The organism is Porcipelethomonas ammoniilytica, assembly GCF_025567485.1.
Classification (GTDB): Bacteria; Bacillota; Clostridia; order Oscillospirales; family Ruminococcaceae; genus Porcipelethomonas; species Porcipelethomonas ammoniilytica.
This window is the reverse complement of record NZ_JAOQKH010000002.1, coordinates 17,625-43,798: the sequence shown is the minus strand read 5'-3', so window position 1 is coordinate 43,798 and position 26,174 is coordinate 17,625. Positions and strand designations below refer to the sequence as shown.

19 protein-coding genes are annotated in these 26,174 nt (G+C 40.3%); 13 read left to right on the top strand and 6 right to left on the bottom strand.

Annotated elements, in window-relative coordinates:
- Window positions 1-612: 612 nt before the first annotated feature.
- Window positions 613-1,941, top strand: a complete 1,329-nt coding sequence (locus OCV67_RS01775; protein ID WP_147642149.1) for an aspartate kinase — start codon at window positions 613-615, stop codon at window positions 1,939-1,941.
- A 33-nt stretch (window positions 1,942-1,974) separates the two neighbouring features.
- Here the strand turns inward: OCV67_RS01775 and pnuC are convergent, their stop codons facing one another.
- The 5 genes from pnuC to OCV67_RS01750 form a co-directional block, all read right to left on the bottom strand.
- A complete protein-coding gene (gene pnuC / locus OCV67_RS01770) occupies window positions 1,975-2,679 on the bottom strand; it encodes a nicotinamide riboside transporter PnuC (protein ID WP_147642148.1) in 705 nt (234 codons plus the stop codon).
- A 165-nt stretch (window positions 2,680-2,844) separates the two neighbouring features.
- Window positions 2,845-4,266 (bottom strand): pyruvate kinase, encoded by a 1,422-nt coding sequence (gene pyk / locus OCV67_RS01765; RefSeq protein ID WP_147642147.1) that lies wholly within the window; start codon window positions 4,264-4,266, stop codon window positions 2,845-2,847.
- 54 nt (window positions 4,267-4,320) lie between these two features.
- Complete coding sequence (locus OCV67_RS01760; protein WP_147642146.1) at window positions 4,321-5,874, bottom strand: hypothetical protein; 1,554 nt, start codon at window positions 5,872-5,874, stop codon at window positions 4,321-4,323.
- Window positions 5,875-5,888: 14 nt separating this feature from the next.
- Window positions 5,889-7,235: a sugar transferase gene (locus OCV67_RS01755; RefSeq protein WP_147642145.1), complete on the bottom strand. Its 1,347-nt coding sequence runs from the start codon at window positions 7,233-7,235 to the stop codon at window positions 5,889-5,891.
- Window positions 7,236-7,394: 159 nt separating this feature from the next.
- Window positions 7,395-8,015: an MntP/YtaF family protein gene (locus OCV67_RS01750; protein ID WP_147642144.1), complete on the bottom strand. Its 621-nt coding sequence runs from the start codon at window positions 8,013-8,015 to the stop codon at window positions 7,395-7,397.
- Window positions 8,016-8,094: 79 nt separating this feature from the next.
- Between OCV67_RS01750 and OCV67_RS01745 the strand changes: the two genes are divergently transcribed.
- The 12 genes from OCV67_RS01745 to OCV67_RS01690 all read left to right on the top strand — a co-directional run bounded on the left by OCV67_RS01745 (window position 8,095) and on the right by OCV67_RS01690 (window position 24,951).
- On the top strand, window positions 8,095-9,075 hold the full coding sequence (locus OCV67_RS01745; protein ID WP_147642143.1) for a biotin--[acetyl-CoA-carboxylase] ligase: 981 nt from the start codon (window positions 8,095-8,097) through the stop codon (window positions 9,073-9,075).
- A 243-nt stretch (window positions 9,076-9,318) separates the two neighbouring features.
- Window positions 9,319-10,362: a heat-inducible transcriptional repressor HrcA gene (gene hrcA, locus OCV67_RS01740; RefSeq protein ID WP_147642142.1), complete on the top strand. Its 1,044-nt coding sequence runs from the start codon at window positions 9,319-9,321 to the stop codon at window positions 10,360-10,362.
- The gene (gene grpE, locus OCV67_RS01735) at window positions 10,355-10,900 is read left to right on the top strand and encodes a nucleotide exchange factor GrpE (protein ID WP_262644171.1); all 546 of its coding nucleotides are present in this window, start codon (window positions 10,355-10,357) and stop codon (window positions 10,898-10,900) included. Before hrcA ends, grpE begins: the two co-directional genes overlap by 8 nt.
- Window positions 10,901-10,954: 54 nt before the next feature.
- Window positions 10,955-12,799 carry a molecular chaperone DnaK gene (gene dnaK / locus OCV67_RS01730; RefSeq protein ID WP_147642141.1) on the top strand — a complete coding sequence of 615 codons (1,845 nt, stop codon included), beginning with the start codon at window positions 10,955-10,957 and terminating at the stop codon, window positions 12,797-12,799.
- Window positions 12,800-12,902: 103 nt separating this feature from the next.
- Window positions 12,903-14,075, top strand: coding sequence for a molecular chaperone DnaJ (dnaJ, locus tag OCV67_RS01725; protein WP_147642140.1), 1,173 nt, complete (start codon window positions 12,903-12,905; stop codon window positions 14,073-14,075).
- Window positions 14,076-14,259: 184 nt separating this feature from the next.
- Entirely contained in the window at window positions 14,260-15,678 is a 1,419-nt protein-coding gene (locus OCV67_RS01720) for an efflux RND transporter periplasmic adaptor subunit (protein ID WP_147642139.1), read from the top strand.
- A 12-nt stretch (window positions 15,679-15,690) separates the two neighbouring features.
- Window positions 15,691-16,377, top strand: coding sequence for an ABC transporter ATP-binding protein (locus OCV67_RS01715; RefSeq protein WP_147642138.1), 687 nt, complete (start codon window positions 15,691-15,693; stop codon window positions 16,375-16,377).
- Window positions 16,374-17,978, top strand: coding sequence for a biotin/lipoyl-binding protein (locus tag OCV67_RS01710; protein WP_147642137.1), 1,605 nt, complete (start codon window positions 16,374-16,376; stop codon window positions 17,976-17,978). The genes OCV67_RS01715 and OCV67_RS01710 overlap by 4 nt, the downstream gene beginning before the upstream one ends.
- A gap of 13 nt (window positions 17,979-17,991) precedes the next feature.
- The gene (locus tag OCV67_RS01705) at window positions 17,992-19,251 is read left to right on the top strand and encodes an ABC transporter permease (protein WP_147642136.1); all 1,260 of its coding nucleotides are present in this window, start codon (window positions 17,992-17,994) and stop codon (window positions 19,249-19,251) included.
- A 78-nt stretch (window positions 19,252-19,329) separates the two neighbouring features.
- Entirely contained in the window at window positions 19,330-19,935 is a 606-nt protein-coding gene (locus OCV67_RS01700) for a DUF5067 domain-containing protein (RefSeq protein ID WP_147642135.1), read from the top strand.
- Between the two features lie 109 nt (window positions 19,936-20,044).
- Window positions 20,045-21,319, top strand: a complete 1,275-nt coding sequence (locus tag OCV67_RS01695; RefSeq protein ID WP_262644169.1) for a chloride channel protein — start codon at window positions 20,045-20,047, stop codon at window positions 21,317-21,319.
- 170 nt (window positions 21,320-21,489) lie between these two features.
- The gene (locus OCV67_RS01690; protein WP_147642134.1) at window positions 21,490-24,951 is read left to right on the top strand and encodes a pectate lyase family protein; all 3,462 of its coding nucleotides are present in this window, start codon (window positions 21,490-21,492) and stop codon (window positions 24,949-24,951) included.
- A gap of 50 nt (window positions 24,952-25,001) precedes the next feature.
- Here the strand turns inward: OCV67_RS01690 and OCV67_RS01685 are convergent, their stop codons facing one another.
- Entirely contained in the window at window positions 25,002-26,174 is a 1,173-nt protein-coding gene (locus tag OCV67_RS01685; protein WP_147642133.1) for a 2-hydroxyacyl-CoA dehydratase, read from the bottom strand.

Sequence of the window (26,174 nt, the reverse complement as noted above, 5' to 3'; positions counted from 1 at the left end):
CGGAGAACACAAGTGGCAAAAACGTCTCAGTACAGTTATGGGAGAGTACCTTGCGTGATAGTTTAAAAGGGCTACGCAGTCGTTACCTTTCTTTGCTTCTTTTACCCCTAGGGCATGGAACAAAGAAAGAAGGGCATTTCTTTTCGTTATTTTCTTTGGGCAATCAAAGAAAATGACAAATGTTTTTTACCTACGCTTTTACAAAGCGTAGAATGTACGAAACAAGAAAGTTAAGAAAAGGAAGTTTTATCAGCTTTTTAAAAAGCTGCTTTGCGAGTCTTTAAAAAGAAAATCAAGTTAATGAAGTACGGCATAAAAATTTTTGCCAAGCTTTTTTCAAAATTTTTATCTTCAATCCTCAGTTTATTAACCTGTCGAGCCTTATGTAAATTATATCATTAAACTAAATACGATATAAAAGTTTTTGCCAAGCTTTTTGAAAAAAGCTTGTTAAAAAAGTAAGTGTCTTTCACAGACGTACAAGCGTATTCGACAAAAGAACACCGATAAACTTACAATATTTTGTAATTAATTACACTTGATTTTTCTTACAAAATACCATATACTATTAAATATGTGATTACGGTAAAAAATCAAGAGGAGAATAACAGTATGAATGTTAAAGTTGTAAAATTCGGTGGAAGCAGTCTGGCTGACGCAAAACAGATCACTAAGGCTGCCGATATTATAAAAAGTGATGAAAAACGCAGATATGTTGTACCGTCTGCACCGGGCAAGCGTTTTTCTGATGATATAAAAGTAACGGATATGCTGTATAACTGCAATAGTCTTGCAATGGAAAATAAAAGTATAGATAATGCGTTCGGCGCAATTGCCGAAAGATACAACGGTATTATCAGCGATCTCGGACTCGATCTTTCAATTGACAATGAATTTGCTGAAATAAAGAAAAATATTTCCGCTAAAGCTGGCAGTGAATATGCCGCAAGCCGAGGAGAGTACTTAAACGGTATTGTTATTGCCGCACTTCTGGGATACGAATTTATTGACGCTGCAACTGTCATTGTATTCAATGAGGACGGTTCTTTCAACAATGAAAAAACACAGCCTAAGCTGAGAGACCGACTGAAAAATGTTGAAAGAGCAGTTATCCCGGGCTTTTACGGTGCTGATGTAAACGGCGTTGTAAGAACATTTTCAAGAGGCGGTTCCGACGTTACCGGTTCAATTATTGCAAGTGCAGTAAAAGCGGACGTTTATGAAAACTGGACTGACGTTTCAGGATTTCTTGTAGCAGATCCTAGAATCGTAGAAAATCCGAAGGCTATAAATGTCATAACATACAAGGAACTGCGTGAGCTTGCATATATGGGCGCTACCGTTCTGCATGAGGACGCTATCTTCCCTGTAAGAGCGGCGGGTATCCCGATAAATATCAAAAACACTAATGTTCCGGAAGATCCGGGTACTATGATTGTTTCCGAAGTCTCTGAAGACGAATTCAATAAGTACACTATAACCGGTATTGCAGGCAAAAAAGGCTTTGCCGCTATAAATATTGAAAAAGCAATGATGAACAGTGAACTTGGTTTCTGCCGAAAGGTTTTGGAAGTACTCGAAAAAAACGGTATATCAATTGAGCATATGCCGTCCGGTATTGATACACTTTCTCTTATCTTCCCTTACGGACAGATCGAAGGCAAGGAAGACGAGGTTATCGCACAAATAAGAAAAGCTGTTGCTCCTGACCATATTGAACTTGAAAAGGGTATTGCTATTCTGGCAGTAGTGGGACGAGGAATGATCCGTACCCGTGGTACTGCCGCAAGAATTTTCGCTTCAATGGCACACGCTAGGATAAACGTTAAAATGATTGATCAGGGATCAAGTGAGTTAAATGTAATCATTGCTATCGGTGAATCAGACTTTGAAGAAGCAATCAGAAAAATTTATGAAATGTTTATTAATTCAGCTGAATAACTAATATAAGCCGGTTTAATCCGGCTTTTTTCTTTATACATTACTGATAAATGTGCTTTCCTGTCTTTGTTTCATTCTTCTCCAATTAACAAATCCGTATAAATCATTGACCAAAAACATTGCAAAGCATATGACCATTGGTAAGTATGAAATGTTTTCAGCAGCGGCAAGAATCCACAAAACTATTAATACAATATCATTCGCAGCATAGCCTATAGCGTAAAACGGACTGCGAAAAAGAGTAAGATAAGACGCAATAAAGCTTGTGGCAACAGATACAGTACTGAAAAGCAAATTTGCATTTCCAAGATATTTCAGTATAAAATAAAAAATAACCGTAACAGCTATAACAGATACAATTAAAATATATATTTGCCTTCGGCTAAGTTTATTTACTTCTACCTCAGAAGACTTCTGAAAAGGATGCCTGATCCATGTAATTATTGAAAAAACTGCTATAGGAGACGTCATGCAAATATATGTTATCATTTCTCCGTAATACTTAAAATAAAACGATATAATACCGTAAAAAACCGCAAAAATTACTGTTAAAATCTGTCCAAAAACATACCCCTTAGCAACGAAAATAAGAGCTGTAACACCAATTAGTGAAGCTATAATCGTTAATATATCAGACGAACCTGACAGTACAAATGAACCTGTAACGACAACCACAGATATGGTCCATAAACACCATTCAAATTTCGTCAAACCAATAAAAGGATTTTTGAATTTCATAGTATAAAACCTCCAAAAAATAAGCATCCGCCAAACGTATCTTCTAAGACCTAACGATACGCCGACGAATGCTTTTTGCATTCTATCTGCCCGGTGGCAGTATTTAATTTTACTTATTATATCATGCGTAGACTGACATGTCAAGCTTAAAACATGCTTCCAGAATCATTTAACCGTATCTACCTTCATAAGATTAGTTGTCCCCGAAATTCCCAGAGGAACACCGGCAGTAATAACTACTCTATCCCCCTGTTCCACATAGCCATACTTCTTAGCTGCGTCCACAGCATGCTCAAACAGCTCATCGGTACTGGTTTCCTCATTGATTATAATCGGAGTAACCCCCCATGACATATTCATCTGACGGCATACTACCTCATCTGTAGTACAGCTTATAATCGGACAAAGCGGACGATACTTAGAAATAAGTCTTGCTGTGCTTCCGCCTTTGGTTACTGTAATGATAGCCTTCACGTCTAAATCGTGAGCAGTTGTAACACATGCGTGAGATATGGCATTTGCAATATTAGGATTGCTGTCAGTACCTCTTTTATGAAACCTTGATTTATAATCAATATTATACTCCGTAGTTTCTGCGATCAGAGCCATAGTACTTACCGCTTCTATAGGATATTCGCCTGCCGCCGTTTCACCTGAAAGCATAATAGCGCTCGTACCGTCATAAATAGCGTTTGCCACATCTGTAATTTCGGCACGTGTAGGACGAGGATTTGAAATCATAGATTCCAGCATCTGAGTTGCAGTTATAACCTGTTTACCGGCATTATAACCCTTATGAATCAGTTCTTTCTGTATAGCAGGGATCTGTTCAAAAGGTATTTCAACACCCATATCTCCTCTTGCTACCATTATACCGTCAGCAGCTTCAAGGATTTCGTCTATATTTTCAACACCCTCAAGATTCTCGATTTTTGCTATGATTCTAACGTCAAACCAACCGAGACTCTGTGTATATTTTCTCAGGTAATTTATATCAGCGGCAGTTCTGACAAAGCTTGCGGCAATAAAATCATACTTCATTTTTGCGGCGAATTCCAGATCGTTCATATCGGCATCGCTGAGATACGGCATAGAAAGCTTTACTCCGGGAACGTTGATACCTTTGTTATTTGAAAGCTTGCCTCCGTGAATTACACGGCATTCGATTTCTGTAGCAGTAACTTTTTCTGCAAGAAGTTCAATAACGCCGTCGTTTATAAGTATTCTTGTGCCCACTGAAACATCGGCAGGCAGCTTTTTAAACGTAATACTGCCTACCTTATCTGTACAGAGACAATCTTCGGTAGTCAGCGTATAAATATCGCCGTTTTTAATTTCTACAGGCTTGTCGTCAACAAATCTGCCCAGTCTTACTTCCGGTCCCTTGGTATCCATCATTGCAGCAACGGGAAGATTCAGTTCAGACGCAACTTTTCTTACCTTTTCAATGCAATCCTTATGGTACTCGTAGCTTCCGTGAGAAAAGTTGAATCTGGCAACATCCATACCATGCTCCATAAGCTTTTTTATCATTTCCTCACTTTGTGTTACCGGACCGATCGTACAAACAATTTTTGTTTTTCTCATTTAAATCCTCCTGAAAAAATCGCATTTTCCTCATAATTCCATTTTCAGCAACGGCTAAACCGTGACGCCGATAATCCATTCCGCAGGACTTTTTCTATATTTAGGCGGGAGCATGTCAAAAATACCTGTTCCTGCCGGAATAAGAAACTTAATTTTAAAACCGTTGTCCTCAAGCTCTGATATAAGCTGTTCTCTAGTCCAGAGCGCTTCATAAACCGGATATTCATTCCAACCGTTAATTGCACGAAGCTTTATTCCGATTACAGAATCAAAACCATTGATAATAAACAGACCATCTGTTTCCAGCATGGTTTTAACACGGGCATATATTTTTTTGCGGTGGCTGTAATCAAGGTGATTCACATAATTCAAGCCGTTGATGACGTCAAATATGCCTTCATGCGTATCGCTTATACGGCATCTGTTTATATTTTTGCCTGAAAAGTAGTAATTTTCTGCTGCATTGACCGCCGTTTTTTCCATTATGCTCAAACAGTTATAAGGATATTCACGGGATCTGAGTAAGGCTTCAGTGCCTGCTGTTTCTTCAGAGACGTCTGTAAATTTCTTTCCGGAAGCTTCAAGAACATGATTTAACTGACTGAAAGTAACCGCACCGGACGGTACTGACGTTTCCATACTCTTTTCAATCGTTCTGACGATTTTTCCGCTCATAAGCTTGTCAGCCGAAATGAGGGATACGCAGCGGAATCCTTTTTGAACAAAACTTCTATAGGTACTGTCTGACAGGGTGATATAGGTATGAAGCCCACAGTCGTTGAGAAACTTAAGATTTTCAAGTTCTTCATCAGATATATTCTCAAACGGTTCGTTGCCTGTTACAATAATTACAGCTGATTTCAGCGCCAGTTTTTTGGGTATCTGAAGGTTTTCGGTACAGATAATGCTGAAATTTCCCTGCGGTTCGCAATTGTCTTCCATACGATTTATTTTATAAATTGAGTTTCTGCTGAGATTACCGTACAATACAGCCGCATATCTGTCTTCCCCGTAAAAATCAATTACAACCTTGTCAAAAGCGCTCATTGCGGAAAATTCACGGCTTAATGCGTTATACAAAAATTTTTCAAGCTCGGTATTTTCGGACAGTCCGACAGAATTTCTTGCCGTTTCTATTTTTTCATAATACCCTATACAGTTGGAAATATCCGCCTCCTTGCAGCCTTTCGGACAATCCGCAAGCCTTGCGCCGGGAGAAATACTCAAGGCGTAATTTTCCAGCTTCTCCGTATATTTTCCCAGACCGCCGTCCATTTTTTCTATCTGATTGGAATTCAGCGTAGACCGCAGGCGCACTGAATCAAGTTCCTTTTTCATTGCAGAAAGAACCGCCGCCGTTTTATGTCGGGCATCGGTTTCTTTTTCCAGACGCTCCTCAAGCTCACGGCAGTATTCCTTCAAATCGGATACTGTCTGAATCAGCTGAAAATTAAGTTCATTCTGTCTTGCTCCAAATTCGCCTAGTGCATTGCCGCCCTTTTTCCTGCTCATTTTCTTTACAAATCCGGAATCGTTTTCCGATTCAGATTCATTATATGCAGGTTCGGCATTAATAAGATTTTCTATGTTGTTCTCCAGTTTCTTCAAATCAATTCACCGCTTTAATATTTTTCTTTATCCGCCTCGGAATTCATTTCTCCGGGAGATATCATTGTTTTTATGGTCATAAGAATTATCCGCAGATCCATAACCATTGAATAGCGTTCAATGTACATAAGATCCATTTTCAGTTTGTCATAAGGAGTCGTATCATAAACGCCGGTTACCTGTGCATATCCTGTAAGTCCCGCCTTTACTTTTAAACGGAATTTGAATTCCGGCATTTCTCTTTCGTATTTTTCAGTAAGCTCCGGACGTTCCGGTCTTGGTCCTACTACGGACATATCCCCTTTGATTATATTGAAAAGCTGCGGAAGCTCGTCCAGCCTGCATTTTCTCAAAAATTTTCCTACTCTTGTGATCCTTGAATCCGAACCGGTCGCCAGCTGAGGCACTCCGTTTTTTTCGGCATTAGGTATCATGCTTCTGAATTTATATACAAAAAATTCCTTTCCGTTAATGGTAAGTCTTTTCTGCTTGTAAATTATACTTCCGCCGTCGTCGATTTTTATTGCAGCTGCAATTATAAGCATAAACGGAGACAGAATAATCAGACCTATTACTGATACCACAATATCAAAAATACGCTTAAAAAGACGCTGTTCAAAGGAAAGTCCACTGTTTCTGCACAGCAGCAGCGGAGAGTCAAAAAGATTTATATCAGTACCTCCCCTGATAATAATATCGGAAATTTTCGGAGAAATATATATTCGCTTTGAATTTTCAAAACAATACTTTATAATATCGTTTCTTGTCTGACCGGTTATATCACAGATAATAGCTCCGTCAAATCTCAGTATTTCACTTTTTATTTTATCCATATCTTCATGAATGTTAATGGATTCACAGATCATATATTTATCTTCACGCCTGCTCATTTTATTGGTAAGCGTTTCCGCATTGCGGCTGCCGTATATTATTATAAGCTTCCTTGGAGGATAAAGCTTTAAGTATATTTTATTGTTGGCAGCTATCCACAGTGCAATAATTATTAAATCGGTAGCCGTCATTATAAACATAGGAAAAACCTTCATAAAGTCACGTCCGATAGCGCTTATCTGAAAATAAGTGATTATATTGACCGCTACCATGGAAATCGCCTGTGAATAGAGCATATCCGTCCGCTTCAGATATCCCATTGTAAGACCGCCGTAAGCCTTGAAAAAAATCATGGTAAGGATTACATAGATAAGAATTACCACCCAGTTTCCGCGTCTGTAAAACGGAAGAACTATCGCATCACTGTAATATTCGTACCATATATACATAAAATCCGCCGCCAAAGCGGCAAGTAAAATCAAACTTGAAAAGAATGATACTATTTTTTTATACTGTTCATTATTCTTCATCAGAAAAACTCACTTTAATATTCAAAGATTATAAGCAAGCAATCAGCTGCACTTACATTTATATCATTATAGCAAAATACGTCCTGATAGTCAATAGACGGAAAACTTTTATACTAAATTTGTAATAATTTATGCTAATACCTTTATAATTTAACAATTTTATCCTATTAACTTATATGCCGCCAACACTATAAGAAATACACCTGAAACCCAGGAAAGATCTGGCCCTTTTTTGCTCAGTCCTTCGCCGAGCTTTCCGCCGGCGGCTACTGCCATTAATCCGAATATAAAGCTTAGTAGACACACTCTTAATATATTTGCACCGGAAAGTCCCGCACCCAGTCCGCCGGATACGGAATCCACTGACAATGCCAGAGCAAGAGCCACGGCTTCTTTGGGAGACAATATTTTAGAACGGTCTGCGTCTGCTTTGGTTTCATCTAAATATACGCTTATGACAAATCCGATATTGAAACAACTAAAGGATACCTTCCCATTTCCCTTATGTTTTCTTAAAATGGATTTAAGACCGTTCTGACAAAAGCCGGTAATGCCTATTATGCCTAAAAGTACCGCCCCTGCGGTACGGCAGAAGCTTTCGGGAATAAACGCTCCGGCAGCAGCTGATATCAGCATTGAAGCCGTAAGAACCGCCGAGCTTATAATACTGATCACAAAGGCGGAAACGGCAGGTATTTTTATTTTTCCGGTACTGTAAGAAAGTGCGGCGAAAAATGCGTCGGTTGACATAGCCAGAACAAGGAGCATATCCTCAGTCACTTTTATTTCCTCCCTTGTTAAAATCGGGTTTATATGTTATTATTTATAATATGAATAAACTTAAGAAAGGGTGACTGAAATGTCCACTAAAGAAAAGGTAATGGAAGAGCTTCTTAATTCAGACGATTATATTTCCGGAGAAACACTTGCGCAAAAACTGGGTGTAGGAAGAAATTCGGTATGGAAAGCGGTTAAACAGCTTCAGGAAGAAGGCTTTGATATACAGGCAATCAACAACAAGGGCTACATTTTAAAAAGCACCGGAGATATTTTAAACCGTGAAATTATAAAAAGCTTTCTGGATAAAACTGATGACAGAGAAATAATCGTACTTGATGAAACAGATTCTACAAACAACTACGCAAAGGATCTAGCAAGAAAAGGAGCAAAAAATGCAACAGCAGTAATTGCAGACTGTCAGACTGCCGGTAAAGGAAGGATGGGAAGAAGTTTTTGTTCTCCTCATGGAACAAGTATTTATCTCAGTATTATTCTACGCCCTGAAACCGATATGGAAACCTGTCAGCTGATAACCTCCTGTGCGGCAGTCGCTGCGGCACAGGCAATCGACAAGGTGTGCGGCACAGACGTAAAAATCAAATGGGTAAACGACCTGTTTTTAAACGGTAAAAAAATCTGCGGTATTTTAACCGAAGCTTCGGTAAACTTTGAAACCGGACAGCCGGAATATGCAGTAGTAGGAATCGGAATCAATGTAAAATCCATTAAAAATATTTTTCCGGAAGAACTTATGAATGTTGCTACATCAATTGAAGACGAAACCGGAAAAGCTCCGTCAAGAGCTGAAATTATTGCTGAAATACTGAAAAATATAGATATACTGACAAAAAATCTTTCAGATACTTCCTTTCTGGAAAATTACCGAAAACGCTCATTTATTATAGGACAAAGAGTGTCAGTTTCCAAGCTCGGCAGTGAAAAAACCGCCCTTGCAATCGGTATAAGCGATAATGCCGGACTAATCGTCCGCTATGACGACGGCACTGAGGAAACTCTCAATTCCGGCGAAGCAAGAATTTTACCTCCCTTACATTTTTGAAAAAAAGTAAAATGTTACATCTAAAATTCACACTCGAGTAATATTGGTGCAGTTATTTGATTCAGGCAAAAATTCCACATTTCAGGTTGGCTTTTACAGCCGATTTTTGTGCATTGTGATGAAAATGCATAAACCCCTTGACAATTGAGCATAATAGTGTTAAATTATATTTAGCACTCCAAGAGGATGAGTGCTAACACTCAAAATCAGGAACTGCCAGCAGAACAAAGGAGGCGCCGGACTGTGAATGACAGAAAATTAAAAATTCTTGCAGCTGTCATAGATGAATATATAATGACCGGCGAACCGGTAGGTTCTAAAGCAATAGCTTCTCTGCCTGAAATAAACGTTTCCGCCGCAACGGTAAGAAACGATATGGCAATGCTTGAACAGCTGGGATACCTTGAACAGCCGCATACCTCTGCGGGACGCGTTCCGACGTTCAGCGGATACAGGCTTTACATTGACAAAATAATGAAAACTCAGACTCTTCCGGATGACGAAGTAAAACGCCTTGACAAAATGCTGGAGGATCAAGGCGCAGTTACCGAAGAACTCGTAATACAAAGCGCCGCTACTGCTCTTGCAGAGCTTACGCAGTGTGCGGTGGTCGCTTCAAACGCCGCTCCGAAATTTTCGGTAATTTCAAAAGTTGAAGTTATCCCTACAGGCAAACGGCTTTATGTGATACTTCTCATTACTTCAAACGGAAGTATAAAAAACAAGGCGTGCAGGCTCGAATTTGACCTCACAAACGAACAGCTTGAATTTTTTACAAATTATATCGAAGAAAATCTTCAGGGAATATCCATATCTGAGCTGTCAGATGAAATGCTTAACAGTCTGGTCGAAGCTCTGGGAACATATATGTTTACCCTTTCTCCTTTGGTTCAGGGAATTTATGAACTTTCAAAAGACCTGAGAAATAAGGAACTGACAGTAAAAGGTGAAAAAAATCTTCTCTCTTGCGATGAACTGGACAAAATGGATATAGTAAAATTCATGGACCGCAAATCCGAAATCGAAGGATTTCTGGACGATTCGTTCAGCGGTATTCATGTAATGTTCAGCGAGGAAAATGACGGATTCGTGATCGGAAATTCCAGCATGATAGTTTCAAATTATCAAAAAGGTGATAAAACAGCCGGTTCACTGGGTATAATAGGTCCTGTAAGACTTGATTACGCAAAAATAATTCCTTATATAGAATACTTTACAAATAAAATTTCGGATCTGATTTCCGAAGATGATGAAGCTACAGACAGAAAGGACAATGACAATGAGTGATGAAGAAAAAATAAAAGAACCTACAGAAACGACCGAAGCTCCCAATAAAAATATGGACATAGATGTTGAAATAAGCGAAGACGGTTCCGGTGAATTACAGGAAAAAATCGACGAGCTTACTTCTCAGCTTGCCGAAGCAAACGACAAATATCTGAGACTCTATGCGGAATATGATAATTACCGCAAGCGTACAACAAAGGAAAAAATGGAAGCCTACGGCGACGCAACTTGCAGATGCATTGCGGAGATTCTTCCGGTAATTGACAGCTTTGAAAGAGCAATTGAGGCGGAATGCACTGACGAATCCTATAAAAGCGGTATGCAGATGATCTACACCAATTTCATTGATGTGCTGAAAAAAATAGGAGTTACTGAAATGGAGGCGTTGGGCAATGAATTTGATCCGAATCTTCATAACGCAATAAAGAAGACGGAAGACGAAAACTTCGGTGAAAACACAATTTGTGAAGTTTTCCAAAAAGGTTATATGTTTAACGACAGAGTGATCCGCCATGCAGTTGTAGCGGTGGCAAATTAATTTTAACGATATCACATAATTTTAAACGGTATATATGAGAAAGGAAGATTTATCATGGGAAAAATCATTGGTATTGACTTAGGTACAACAAATTCATGCGTAGCAGTTATGGAAGGCGGCAGCGCCGTTGTAATCCCTAACTCCGAAGGCGCAAGAACAACTCCTTCAGTTGTTGCTTTTTCTAAAAACGGTGAAAGACTTGTAGGTCAGGTAGCTAAGCGTCAGGCAGTTACAAATCCTGAAAAGACAGTTATTTCAATCAAGCGTCATATGGGTTCTGACTACAAAGTAGATATTGACGGTAAATCATATACTCCTCAGGAAATTTCAGCAATGATCCTGCAAAAGCTTAAATCAGATGCAGAAGCGTATCTTGGAGAAACAGTAACAGAAGCTGTTATTACAGTTCCTGCTTACTTTACAGACGCTCAGAGACAGGCAACTAAAGACGCCGGTCAAATTGCAGGTCTTAATGTAAAGAGAATTATCAACGAACCTACGGCAGCTGCACTATCTTACGGTGTTGACAAGGAAGAAGACCAGAAGATCATGGTTTACGACTTAGGCGGCGGTACATTCGACGTTTCGATCATCGAAATGGGCGACGGCGTTACAGAAGTTCTTGCAACAGCCGGTAACAACCACTTAGGCGGCGATGACTTCGACCAGAGAATTATCGACTGGATGATTGCCGAATTCAAAAAATCCGAAGGCATCGACCTTTCAACAGATAAAATGGCTATGCAGAGACTTAAGGAAGCGGCAGAAAAATCCAAAATCGAACTTTCTTCAACTCCGACTTCACAGATCAATCTTCCGTTTATCACAGCAGACGCTACAGGTCCTAAGCACCTTGACCTTACTCTCACTCAGGCTAAGTTCAATGAGCTTACATCAGATCTCGTACAGTCCACAATGGGTCCTGTAAAGCAGGCTCTCTCAGACAGCGGTCTTTCAGCAAGCGACCTGCACAAGGTTCTTATGGTAGGCGGTTCTTCAAGAATTCCAGCTGTTCAGGAAGCTGTAAAGAGCTTTATGAACAAAGATCCGTTCAAGGGTATCAATCCTGACGAATGCGTAGCTTTGGGTGCTGCATATCAGGGCGGCGTACTCGGCGGTGACGTTAAGGAAGGTTTGCTCCTTCTGGACGTTACTCCTCTTACACTCGGTATTGAAACAGCAGGCGGAGTAAGCACTCCTATGATCCAGAGAAATACTACTATTCCTACAAAGCAGACTCAGGTATTCTCCACTTACGCTGACAATCAGACAGCTGTTGATATCAACGTACTTCAGGGTGAACGTGAATTTGCAAAGGATAACAAGCAGCTCGGTACATTCCGTCTTGACGGTATTGCTCCTGCTCCTAGAGGAATCCCTCAGATCGAAGTTACTTTCGATATAGACGCAAACGGTATCGTTCATGTTTCCGCTAAGGATAAGGGTACAGGCAAGGAACAGAACATTACTATTACTTCTTCAACAAATATGTCCAAGGAAGACATTGACAAGGCTGTCAAGGACGCTGAAATGTTTGCCGAAGAAGACAAAAAGAGAAGAGAAGAAGTTGATACAAAGAACAATGCTGAAAACTTTGTATTCCAGTGCGAAAAGGCTCTTAACGATTTCGGCGACAAGGTAACTGCTGAAGATAAAGCTCCTATCGAAGCTAAGTGCAATGAACTTAAAGAAGCTTTAAAAGGCAATGACATTGCAGATATCAAGGCTAAGCATGATGAACTTCAGAAGGTATTCGGCGAACTGGCAACTAAGGTTTACCAGAATGCAAGTCCTGAAGAACAGGCAGCTGCACAGCAGGCGGCAGCAGAAGCAGCAGGTGCGGCAGGAAATGCGTCAAATGACGACGGCGTTGTAGACGCTGACTACACAGAAGCTTAAAAAATACTAGCTGTGAGGGCGGATAAATTTGTCCGCCCGAAAGCTGTTTATACTCGATTGTAAAATAGTATAAAAGCACAGACAGAAAGAGGTGCGGTCAGTTATGGCTGATGAAAGAGATTATTATGAGGTGCTGGGGGTTCAGAAAGGTGCGTCTGATGACGAAATAAAGAAAGCCTTTAAGAAAATGGCAAGAAAATATCACCCTGACCTTCACCCTAACGATAAAGAATGCGAAGAAAAATTCAAGGAATTAAACAAAGCTTATGAAGTACTTTCCGATCCGGAAAAACGTCAGAGATACGATCAGTTCGGTCATGCGGGAGTTGACCCCAACTTCGGCAGCGGAGGATTTTCCGGAGGCTTCAACGGAGGCGGTTTCGGCGGAGGAGATATTTTTGAAGACCTGTTCAGCGGTATTTTCGGCGGAGGAGGCGGTATGAGATCTTCGGCACGCTCCAATGCCAACGCTCCCAGAAGAGGTCAGGATATCAACGCCAACATAAATATAAGCTTCATGGAAGCCTGTGAAGGCAAAAAACATGACGTTAAAATAAATAAAATGGAAAAGTGCAGCGAGTGCAACGGTACAGGCGCTGCGGCAGGTTCTTCTCCGCAAACATGTCCGGATTGTAACGGTTCAGGTACTGTTAAAGTCACTCAGAGAACTCCATTCGGTATGATCTCCTCTTCAAAAACATGCTCACGCTGCGGAGGAAAAGGAACGATCATTTCAAATCCGTGCAAAAAGTGCGGCGGTACTGCAAGGGTAAGAGTTTCAAAAACTATAAATGTGGATATTCCGGCAGGTATAGACGACGGTCAGATTTTGAGAGTCGGAGGACAGGGCGACAACGGTTTGAACGGCGGCCCGTCCGGCGACCTGAATGTTGTGGTTTCTGTAAGACCGCATCCGCTTTTTGTCAGAAACGGTTCCGATATTCACTGCGAAATCCCTATTACTTATACTCAGGCAGTTCTGGGCGACGAGATTACCGTACCTACTATTGACGGAAATGTTAAATACAATATAGCCGAGGGAACACAAACAGGCACTGTATTCCGTCTAAGAGGAAAAGGCGTTAAAAAACTCAGACGAAGCGACAGAGGCGATCAGTACGTCAAGGTCAATATTGAAGTTCCAAAAAATCTTAACAAAAAGCAAAAGGATCTTCTGCGTGAATATGAAGCATCTATGTCTGAAAGCGAAACAGAAAATCATTATGAAAAAAGAAAATCCTTTTTTGATAAACTTAAAGAAAAATTTAATCAGTAATGTCAAAGCAGACACTTTCGGTGTCTGCTTTTATGCTATAGACAGACTATAAATTTACATGAATACGACAAAGTTTAATGCTGATAATATTACAAAACAGAAACATATCATTATTATTATTGACTTTTATCGTACTATTGTGTATAATACAGTCATTACATAAAGACAAAAAGGGAGCATTTAAATGAATAAAAAAAAGAAAATTATAATTGCCGCCGTGTCGGCAGCGGCAGCAGTTGCCGTTGCAGTATCGGGAATTGCAATTTGGAAATTAAGCTCTGATAACCAATCAGGAGAAAAGGTTTTTGTAAGTCCCGTTGCAGATATAAACACAGTAAATATGATCTCATTAGGCGGGGACTGCTTTTCAGGCGTAATCGAATCGCAGAAAAGCCTTGATGTTAAATACGATACCTCCAAAACAATAAAAGAAATACTTGTTAAGGAAGGCGACGAGGTTTCAGAAGGTACAGAGCTTTTTACCTATGACGTTGAAGCTATGGAACTGGAATTGGAACAGGGCGAGCTTGAAATTGAAAAATTCAATAACGATATAGATTCTATGCAAAAACAGATCACGCAGCTTGAAAGCGACAAAAAAAACGCCTCAAGCGACGATAAATTTTCATATTCCGCTCAGATCCAAACTCTGAAAACCGACATTTCAAAAGCAGAATACGATAAAAAAGTTAAAAATTCAGAGCTTGAAAAACTGAAAAATTCAATAAAAAATTCTACTGTAAAGTCAGAAATGTCAGGAACAGTAAAAAAAGTAAATTCCCCGAATTCCGGTAACAGCAATCCGGAAGATATGTACGGAGAAAATACCGATGCAGACGTTGTAATGACTATTATTGCAAGCGGTGATTTCAGAGTAAAGGGAACTGTCAACGAACAGAATATGATGGCGATAAGTGCCGATATGCCCATGATCATACGTTCAAGGACAGATGAAACGGTAACATGGAACGGAACAGTCACTGAAATAGGCTCAGAACCTATTCAGGACAACAGCGGAGTAATGTACAGCGGAGATTCAGACGAAATGAGCACATCTTCAAAATATCCGTTTTACGTATCGCTGGACAGCAATGAAGGTCTTATGCTGGGTCAGCATGTTATTATTGAACCTGACTACGGACAATCCGGTATGGAAGAAAAAACAGGAGTATGGATTTATGAGGATTATATCGTCACAGACGACGACGGTAAAACCTTTGTCTGGGCTGCCGGAAAAAAGGACAGGCTTGAGAAAAAATACGTTGAAATCGGAGAAAAAGACGAAAATTACGGAGACTGCCAAATAGTTTCCGGTCTTACTGACGACGACAGCATCGCTTATCCTGCCGAAGATTATGAGGAAGGTATGCCGACTACCACCGATCCTGATGAAATAACCCCGGACGATGAAAATCCAGATGAAAATATTGACGGTTCAGACAGTATAGACGGTGAAGACGGCGGATTTTTAGATGAAAACGGCGATATTGTTCCTCAAATAGATGATAACGAAAATTCTGAAGACATTATTGACGGAGAAAACGGTGAACTTCTTCCTGAATCCGAAGATCTCGACGACGCCGGTATTGTTCCGGCTGAATAGGAGGTTTCTTTTATGGTAATTGATTTAAAGGAAATCTGCAAGGATTATATTCAGGGAAAAGAAGCTGTACCGGTACTGAAAAATGTAAACCTTTCTGTTGACAGCGGAGAATACCTTGCTATTATGGGTCCCTCCGGCTCGGGCAAGTCTACGCTTATGAACATAATCGGCTGCCTTGACAGACAGACCTCCGGCAATTTTATATTTGACGGCAGCGATATTTCAGTCTGCAAAGATAAGGAGCTTTCTGAAATAAGAAACAAAAAAATCGGATTCGTTTTTCAGAATTTTAATCTGCTGCCCAGACAATCAGCAGTGGAAAATGTGGAGCTTCCTCTGCTATATGCCGGAGTTCCCAAAAAGGAAAGACGTGAAATGGCAAAAGAAGCGTTGGTAAAAGTCGGACTGGAAGAAAGAATGAATTTTAAGCCCACTCAGCTTTCCGGCGGACAAAAACAGCGTGTTGCAATCGCAAGGGCAATGGTCAATTCCCCCGCTCTTCTCCTTGCAGATGAACCTACAGGAGCTCTGGATACAAAATCCGGCGAACAGGTAATGGAAATCTTTGAGAATTTAAACAGCGAAGGCGTTACAATAGTGATGATAACACACGAAAAGGAAATTGCCGAACATGCCAAGCGGATCATGTATATCCGTGACGGCGAACTATCCGAATCGTCCGGAGGTGATTCTCTGTGAAAAAAATAATTATAGCCGCCGTATGCGCTGCAGTTATACTCGGCGGAACCTTCGGCGCATATAAAATAAACGAATCAAGAAAGTCGAAAAAAGCCGTAGCCAAGGTTACTCCGGTTTCATTAATGACTGATTCCTACTGGGGCGACCAACTGGAGCTTTCCGGCGTGATCACCTCCGGAAACGTTCAGAAGGTTATGCTTGACAATCAAAAGCTTGTTGACGAAGTACTCGTTAAGGAAGGCGATACAGTCAAAAAAGGCGATCCCCTTATGAAATATGACATGACTGCCCTTGAGCTTGACGCCGCACAAAAAGAAAACGCAGTATCAATGGCTGAAGTAAATATAAAAACCGCCAAAAAAGAACTTACAAAACTTAAAAATCTGAAACCCTCCGAATTAATGCCGACAGAACCTGAGCCTACAGATCCTCCGGAACCTGTAATTCCCGAAAAGCCGTCCGTCAACAGGCTTGCTACTGTGGAAAACTCATCTATGGCGGTAACAGGCGACGGCAGTGCACAAAATCCTCTCGTCTTTATCTGCTCCGCTGAAACAGTGGTAAAAAAAGCGTATTTACAGACAATGATGCAGAATCAGACCTACAGCGTATTCAGAGTTTACGATGATTCAAATACGGCTATTTACCAATGGACAGTTTTCGGCGGATATATAAAAGAAACACCCACAGAAGATTGGTGCGTAGGCGAAAGCGTTACCTTAAACAACGACGGAGGTATCTCCCTTGAATTCAACGCTAAAATTTACGGCAGCTTTAAAGTGCTGGCAGAAGAGGCGGCTGAAGATATCTATTATGATAATTATGAAGATTCCGTGTATACAGGATTTCATATAGACCCTAATTCTGACGATTATGCGTATTCAAGGGCAGAGATTGCCAAAATGATCACTGAAAAGGAATCGGAAATAAAATCCCTTGAACTGGAAAAAAAGTCTGCGGAACTGGCTTTCAAAACAGCCCAAGCACAAAAAGAAAGCGGAAGCATAATAAGTACAATGGACGGTCATGTTTCGTCTGTAGGCGATCTTGATAATCTTGAAGCAGGCACGCCTTTTATAGTGGTTGAAGGACAAAGCGGTCTCAGCGTTACAGGCTATGTAGGCGAAATGAATCTTGACAAAGTTGCTGTTGGTTCTTTTATCAATGTTATGTCATGGGAAACAGGTGAATCGGCACAGGCAGAGGTTACGGAAATCAACATGACGCCGGTTTCATACAGTTCCCAGAACTGGAATGAAAATCCAAACAGCAGTACCTATGAATTTACTGCTGAAATAACCGATGACACTTCAATGTCCACAGATATGGGAATAAGCATTACAATTCCGGCGCAAAGCGAAGAGTCCGGAATGTTTATACCCAAGGTTTACGTACGCGAAGAGGACGGAAACTATTATGTTATGAAAGCTGATGAAAATAATCGGCTGAAAAAACAGTATGTAAAAACGGGAAGAATAATATACGGCAGTCAAATAGAAATAAAATCCGGATTAAGTGAAAGCGACAAAATCTGCTTCCCTTACGGTAAAAACATCAAAGAGGGAATAAAAACAAAAGATAGCGACGAAGTTTTATGGTAAGGAGATACGCTGTATGTTTGAAAATATAATTTTATCATTTAAAGGAATCCTCTCGCATAAGGTGCGTTCGTTTCTTACCATGCTGGGTATTATTATCGGTATAGCTGCAATTATAGCAATCGTATCAACTATAAAGGGTACTAACGAACAGATAAAAAACAATCTTATCGGTGCGGGAAACAACACCGTAAAAGTTGCGCTTTATAAGGGCGAAGGGGAAATGGATCTGCAATATGAAAGCGTTCCGGAAGGAGTTCCCGTTATTTCCGATGAAATAAAAAAACAACTGGAAGATTCTAAAAATATAGAATCTGTTTCACTTTATCGTCAGCGGACTTACGTAGATTCCCTTTACTATATGAATACCGCTCTTAACGGCGGAAGCGTTCTGGGTATTGACGAGGATTATTTCAATACCGCAGGATACAGAATAAAATCCGGTAAGGGATTCGGTAAAAGAGAATTTACGGGAAATCATAAAACAGCCGTGATTGATACCACTGCCGCTACGAGTCTGTTCGGCAGCGTTGATCCGGTAGGAAAAATAATTGATATAAGCGGAGAACCGTTTATTATCATCGGCGTCGCTGTGCAAAGCAGTAAGTTTGAACCGGTTATCAACAATTACGAGGATTACCAGCTTTACAATCAGGAAACCTCCAGCGGACAGGTTTTTATACCAATTAATACATGGCCTGTAATTTTTAAATATGACGAGCCTCAGAACTGTATTGTTCAGGCCGCTGATACGGACAGCATGACCAAAGCCGGTAAAGAAGCCACAGATATTTTAAACGATATGCTTTCAGTATCCGAGGACAGCGGTATAAAATACAAAAGCGAAGACCAGCTTGAAAGAGCAAAGTCCTTACAAAAACTCAGTGATTCCACAAATACGCTGGTTATCTGTATTGCAGGTATTTCTCTGCTGGTAGGCGGTATAGGTGTTATGAATATAATGCTCGTATCCGTTACAGAGCGTACAAGAGAGATCGGACTCAAAAAGGCTCTTGGCGCCAGAAAAAAAGTTATACTGGGACAGTTTCTTACAGAAGCCGCCGTATTGACAAGCATAGGCGGACTTATCGGAATAGCAGCGGGAATTATTCTGGCTCAGCTGATATCAAAATTTGCAGACGTTCCGGTTGCAATAAGCGGCATTTCCATTGCTGTTTCAGTAATCTTTTCTATGGCTGTGGGAATCGTTTTCGGTCTGATACCATCCGTTAAGGCTGCGAATCTTGATCCGATTGATGCTCTCAGATATGAATAATTTTATAAAAATTACAATAATACTTGAAAAAAGTGAAAAATAATGCTATAATAAAAACAAAAACCATGGAGAAATAATATGAAAAAGTTAAGAAATATAATTCTGACATTATCAGTACTGTCACTTTCAGTTTCACTATACGGCTGCGCTGACAAAAACGCCGGCTCTTCCGACAGCAAAATAATCTTATACGATGATTCAAATTCTTATGTAAATCCTAATGACAAATTTTCGGAAACTAATACTCCGGCTGAAATTACCGAAGGAAAAATGGGCGTTAAAACTGCATTTAAAGACTGTGAAATAAACCTGACAAAGATTGTATTTATCAACGATATAAATACGGATAGTTCCAGCTGTTATGCGGCTATATTTGAAATTACCAATAAGGGCAGCGAAGAAATGAACGTATCAGCACTGAGTGATTTCACGGTTCAGGCTGATGGGGCAAAAACTTACTATGGTTCTTCTGTTGAAGCTGAAGCAGCAGTGCCGTACGTATTGCCTGACATACAAAGTATTTCAACAACAATTAAAGCGGGAGAAACCGCTGAAGGATACATTTCAATACAAATTCCTTCAAGTTGGAAAAATCTTAAAATATCATATGTACCAAGTCAAGACAACGAAAGCAGAGACGCTGTGGTCTATAATGTAACTACCGATATGGTCACTGAACAATAAGATAAAAACCGGAACTTTTTCAGTTCCGGTTTTTTAGGGTTTTAGATTGACATTTTTTATTTAAAACAGTATCATTATAATTAGATCATATAATAAACGGAGAAGAAAAATGAAAAATTACTTTTTACAGCTTTTTAACAGCATGAAAAAATGGATTCCTCAAATGTTCGGAGGCTTTTTTAAATGGATAATATTATCTCTTATTACAGGTACGGCGGTAGGCTTTATTTCTTCGGCATTTCATATAGGACTGGAAAAATGCGCTGATATAAGAAAGGAACAGCCCTATATTATTCTCCTGCTTCCCGTTGCGGGACTGCTTATCGTAAGTATTTACAAGCTGCTGAAGCTTACTCATGACAAGGGCACAAATATGGTTCTGATAGCGGTCAGGGACGGAAGCGGCATGACCTGGAAAAATACTCTGAGTATCTTTACCGGTTCGATTCTGACGCATCTTACCGGCGGTTCTGCCGGACGTGAAGGAGCTGCTCTCCAGATAGGCGGCAGTGTCGGCTCTCAGCTTGGTATCTGGTTCAAGCTGAATGAACAGGATCACAGACTTATTACTATGTGCGGTATGAGTTCCGGATTTTCTGCTCTTTTCGGAACTCCTGCTGCCGCTGCATTTTTCTCCATGGAGGTTATCAGCGTAGGGATTATGCATTATTCCGCTATTATTCCCTGTTCCGCTGCGGCTCTTATCGGATTTAAAATTTCATCTTACTTCGGTGTATCGCCGTCAGTAATGAACGTTAAAATTGACTCGCTTAATTGGGAGATTTACTTAAAAGCTTCATTTATAGCAATTCTATGCGGACTTCTCAGTATTGTTTTCTGCTTCGTTCTGAAAAACTCCGCAAGAATTTACAGATATTTTATAAGAAACCCATATCTGCGTATTTTTATCGGCGGACTTTTAGTAGTCATTTTAACGTTTATATGCGGTACTTATGATTATAACGGTGCAGGAAGCGAAGTTATAGCAAAAGCATTTGAAACTAGAGCGCCCTTTCAGCAATTTATTTTAAAGCTTTTATTTACTGCTCTTACTCTCGGCGCAGGCTTTAAAGGAGGAGAAATACTGCCGGTATTTTTTGTAGGCTCAACCTTCGGAAGCTTTATTGCTCCATTACTGGATCTGGACTGCTCTCTGGGTGCGGCTATAGGTCTTTCGTGCCTTTTCTGCGGAGTAACAAACTGTCCGGTTACGGCGCTGTTTCTTTGCATTGAACTTTTCGGAGTAAAAACACTTCCGATATGTCTTATCACTTGTGCAATAGCATACATGTTCTCAGGTTATGCCGGTCTTTACAGCGAACAGAAAATTCTTTATTCCAAGCTTGAACCTAAATTTATTGATAAAAAGGTAGGTAAAAAATAAAACCTGACAGTTTCGCCAGAATTTTATGTGCAAAATAACAATACCAATAATGCAAATATGTTTATAATCACAATTGACAAATTTTATCATCGGATATATAATAAATTTATACGATATGATAATTCGTTAAAATTATTTGCCGCAGAAAATGCGGCGGAACGGAGAAGCCTATGATGCTCAAAAAATTTTTTTCCTGCTTTATGGCGGCAGCTATCGCAGCAGCAGGACTGATAACGGGAAATTACTCCTATATCAGTATTGATTCCGCAGCGGCAGATTCATATCTTTCTGCTCCTGCAAGTACTGACGTGTTGAAAGAATCTGCTTACGTTACATGGACTCCGGTAAGCGGTGCAGACGGCTATAATGTATACTGCAAACCCATAGGCGGAAGCTATGTGCAGCTTGATTCCATGCTTATAAGACAGTACAAAGGATATTTCAGAGCGGACGCTGTAGGATTGAAACCGGGCAGCTATGTTATGAAGGTTGTACCGACAGCAGACGGCAAGGAGGATACCTCAAAAGCCGTTGAATCAGACGCTATAACCGTTGGCAACTACGACAGAAGCGGTTTTGCATTTTCAAAAAATTCGCCAAACGGCGGTACAGGCGTCGGCGCTTACAATGACGACGGTACGCTAAAAGACGACGCAATAGTTCTTTATCTTACTGAAGAAACAAAAAAGACAATGAAATTTGATGTTAAAGGTTCAAGCGGCTACGTTTCATGTACCGGACTGGTTGAAATTCTTGACGCTTACAGCGACGGATATGATTCCAGACCGCTGAATATCAGAATTATCGGAAAGGTCACGGCTGACGGTGTTGTCGGCGCAAACAGTGATACTAACAACCTGAACCTCAAAACAAACAATACTAAAAGAATTGTAAAAAACATCACAATAGAAGGTATCGGAGACGATGCTGTTTGCTATGGTTTCGGCATAAGAGGTCTTAAAATACAGAGTGTTGAAATAAGAAACATTGGCATTATGCTTTTCGGCGACGATGGTATTGCATTTGAAACCGCAAACAAAAATATCTGGGTTCACAACAATGATATTTTCTACGGAACAGCCGGCGGTGACGCTGATCAGGCTAAGGGCGACGGTTCTCTTGACCTGAAAAATGACTCTCAGTATTTTACTATTTCATACAACCATTTCTGGGATTCGGGAAAAATGTCCCTATGCGGTATGAAATCCGAAACAGGTGAAAACTGGATTACATATCATCACAACTGGTTCGATCATTCTGACTCAAGACATCCCAGAATCAGAACTATGTCCGTTCATGTTTACAACAATTATTATGACGGAAACGCTAAATACGGCGTAGGCGCAGTCTTAGACGCCGACGCTTTTGTTGAAGCAAACTATTTCAGAAACTGCAAATATCCTATGCTGATTTGCGGACAGGGTTCCGATACGGGTACCTTTGACGACGGTGTGGGCGCTATGATAAAGTCTTACGGAAACTATATTGAAGGCGCTAAAGGATATATTACTCAAAATGAAAGCAGTACAAGCTTTGACGCTTATGAAGTTTCATCAAGAAACGATAAAGTTCCCGACAGCGTTAAGTCATTAGACGGTATGGGATATAACAACTTTGACACCGACAGCAGTATTATGTACAGCTATACGGCTGACGCAGCTGCCGATGTTCCTGCAATTGTTATGTCTGAAGCCGGACGTTTAGGCGGCGGAGATTTTAACTTTGAATTTACTTCCGCTGATGATGAGGACTATGCCGTTAATACCGCTCTTATGGCACAAATAAAATCATATACCTCCCCTGTTATAGCAATCGGCAGCGGATTTACTTCCGGCGAGGTTGATCCTCCCACTACTACTCCGGCTGTAACAACAAAAAGCCCTGAAACAACGCCTAGTCAAATTACAACGGCAAAACAGCAAACAACTAAGGCTACAACAAAAACAACTTCTGAAATTGTAATATCTGCCGACGCAGTTTACTGTTCACCGAACGGTTCTGATTCCGCAAAAGGAACAAAAGACGATCCAATGAGCGTAAATGCCGCTATATCTATGGCAAAAGAAAAACAAAGTATAACAATTTATCTCCTGGGCGGCACATATAAGCTTGACAAAACAATCATGATTGAAGAATCAAACAGCGGTAATTCCGGAAGCTTCAAAACTATCATGGCTTACCCCGGAGATGAAGTTATATGGGATTTCTCGGCTATGGCAATTGCCGATGCAAACAGAGGCGTTGTGCTTGACGGTTCCTACTGGTATTTCAAAGGCTTTGAAATAAAGGGTGCAGGCGATAACGGTATGCTCCTTTCAGGCGACAACAACATTATAGAAATGATGGTATTCAACGATAATCAGGACACAGGTCTTCAGATCTCACGTTACCAATCAGCATATAATACTATTGCACAATGGCCTTCAAATAATCTGATTCTTAACTGTACATCAAAGAATAACTGTGATAACAAATCAATGGAAAATGCGGACGGTTTTGCTGCTAAGCTTACATGCGGCGAAGGAAACGTATTTGACGGCTGTATGGCATACAATAACAGCGATGACGGCTGGGATCTATTTGCAAAGTCTGAAACCGGTCCTATCGGCGTTGTAACACTGCGCAATTGTATTGCATTCAGAAACGGCTATACAGAATTTGGCGAAGGTTACGGCGACTGTGACGGCAACGGCTTTAAGCTGGGCGGAAGCGGCGTTGGAAGTGCGCATATTGTTGAAAACTGCCTTGCTTTTGAAAACTTAAACTGCGGATTTACTGACAACAACAATCCAAAGCTTGAAAGCCTTAAAAACTGCACTGCTTACAACAACAGCGTAGGCGCTAACGGAAAGCCTAATTACTCGGTTTACCGCTGTGTAGACGATGGCTGTGATTTTTCAAATATTATAAGCTATATAAATCAAGACGAACTTACAAAGGCTCTTGCTCCGGGAGTTTCTCTGAAACTGGCTAACGATAAGTTTGTTGGTACTATTGAAAATTCAGTTTATTACAACAGCGGATACTACTATGTTACAGATAAAGTAAACGTTGCAAACGGTGAAAAGGTCGGTACAAAGGGAGCTGCTATCACAGACGACGATTTCATAAGCATTACTGCTCCTGCTATGGGCAGCGACTTCCATAAGCTCTGGAGAAATGCAGACGGTACTTTGAATACAAACGGCTTTATGGAAACAAAATCAACAAGCAAATATGCCGATCTGGGTATTGATTTCCAGAGTATCGAACTGCCTCCTGTTCCTATTATAACTACTCCTGCCGTAACCACTGCATCATCTGTTGAAACTACTGTTACTACAGTCTCCACCTCAGTTTCATCGTCAGAAAGCCAACAGTCTACAGAGGAGGCTACTGTTCCAAGCTATACAGGCGACTTAAGCAAAATTAAGTACGGTGACGTGAACGAAGACGGACTGATTGATTCTACTGATATTGTCATTCTGAATAAATATTTGCTAAACAATGCCGGATATCCTCTTAAGTCAGACACAGCTCTTGAAAATGCAAACTGTGTATACGATTCATCTATCGATACCAAGGACTCTTTAGCAATTATCAATTTTATCCTGCAAACTATTTCAGAAGATGATCTGGGTAAAAAATCATAAAAATAAAATAACGGTGTACAGTTTAAACTGTACACCGTTTTATTATATAATTAAAAATCTATAAGCATTCTTATACGGTTATCCGCATTTACCCCTGCGCTGCCGGAATCATAATCAAAGCTTGATATCATAATACCGTCCAACTGCCGCTGTAGGGAAGAATATATCCCTTTCCCGAATACATGATTCGGCATACACCCGAATGGCTGAACACAAGCAATCTTTCTGATACCTGATTTATACATATTTACAATTTCACCGCCTATAAGCCAGCCGTCAGCAATATTACAGCCAAAACTTACAAATTCAGACGCCTTTTCCTTAAAATTGCTGAATTCGTCAGCACAGACAAATCCATGTCTATGAATACAAGAAATCATTTCTTTCTGAATGTTTTCAAGATAATTCATAACCGCTTTATAAGCCATACCCATTACTGAATTTTCTGCAAGATGAGTATCAAGATAGTATAAAAGGTACCACGAAAACCCGTTGATATAACAGCCGCAGTGCTCCTCCTGCAAAAAACTGCAAAGATTCTGATTGCCCAAATGACAGTACTTTACGTAAAGCTCTCCTGCTATACCCACAAGCGGTTTTCGATTCTTTTTTTGCTTTATTTTCGCAAAATCTGAGGATATTTCTGCAAATTTTCTTTTCATCGCTCTAACGGAAAGTAATTTGCCGCTTATAATTCCATCTCTTAAAATATCCGTCCACTTATCGCAAAGAGCGTCAGTTTCTCCGGGAATTACCTCATACGCCTCTATCTGATTGCGCAGGATCATTAGTATATCCCCGTACATTACTGCCGCCAGACCTCTTCTTATCATACCGATATTTATTTTCAGTCTGTTTTCGTCCTCTAAACCTTTAAAATTAAGGGAAATTACAGGAACATTTCCGAATCCCGCACGCTTCATAGCTTTCCTTATCATAAATATATAATTAGAGCCTCTGCAAGCGTCTCCTGCCTGAGGAATCATAAACGCCGTTTCATTCATGTCGTATTTACCGCTTTTCAACGCAGTAATCATCTGTCCGATAATGAGTATTACAGGATAGCAAAGATCGTTATGAGAGTATCGAAGTCCGATCTCCGCTATATTTTCGCTGTAATCAAGTATTACCGCATTGTAGTTTCCTGAACAAAATGCATATTTCAGAAGCGGAAAATGAAAGTCAAGCATTGCAGGAATCAACAGATTTATTTTTTTCTTCAT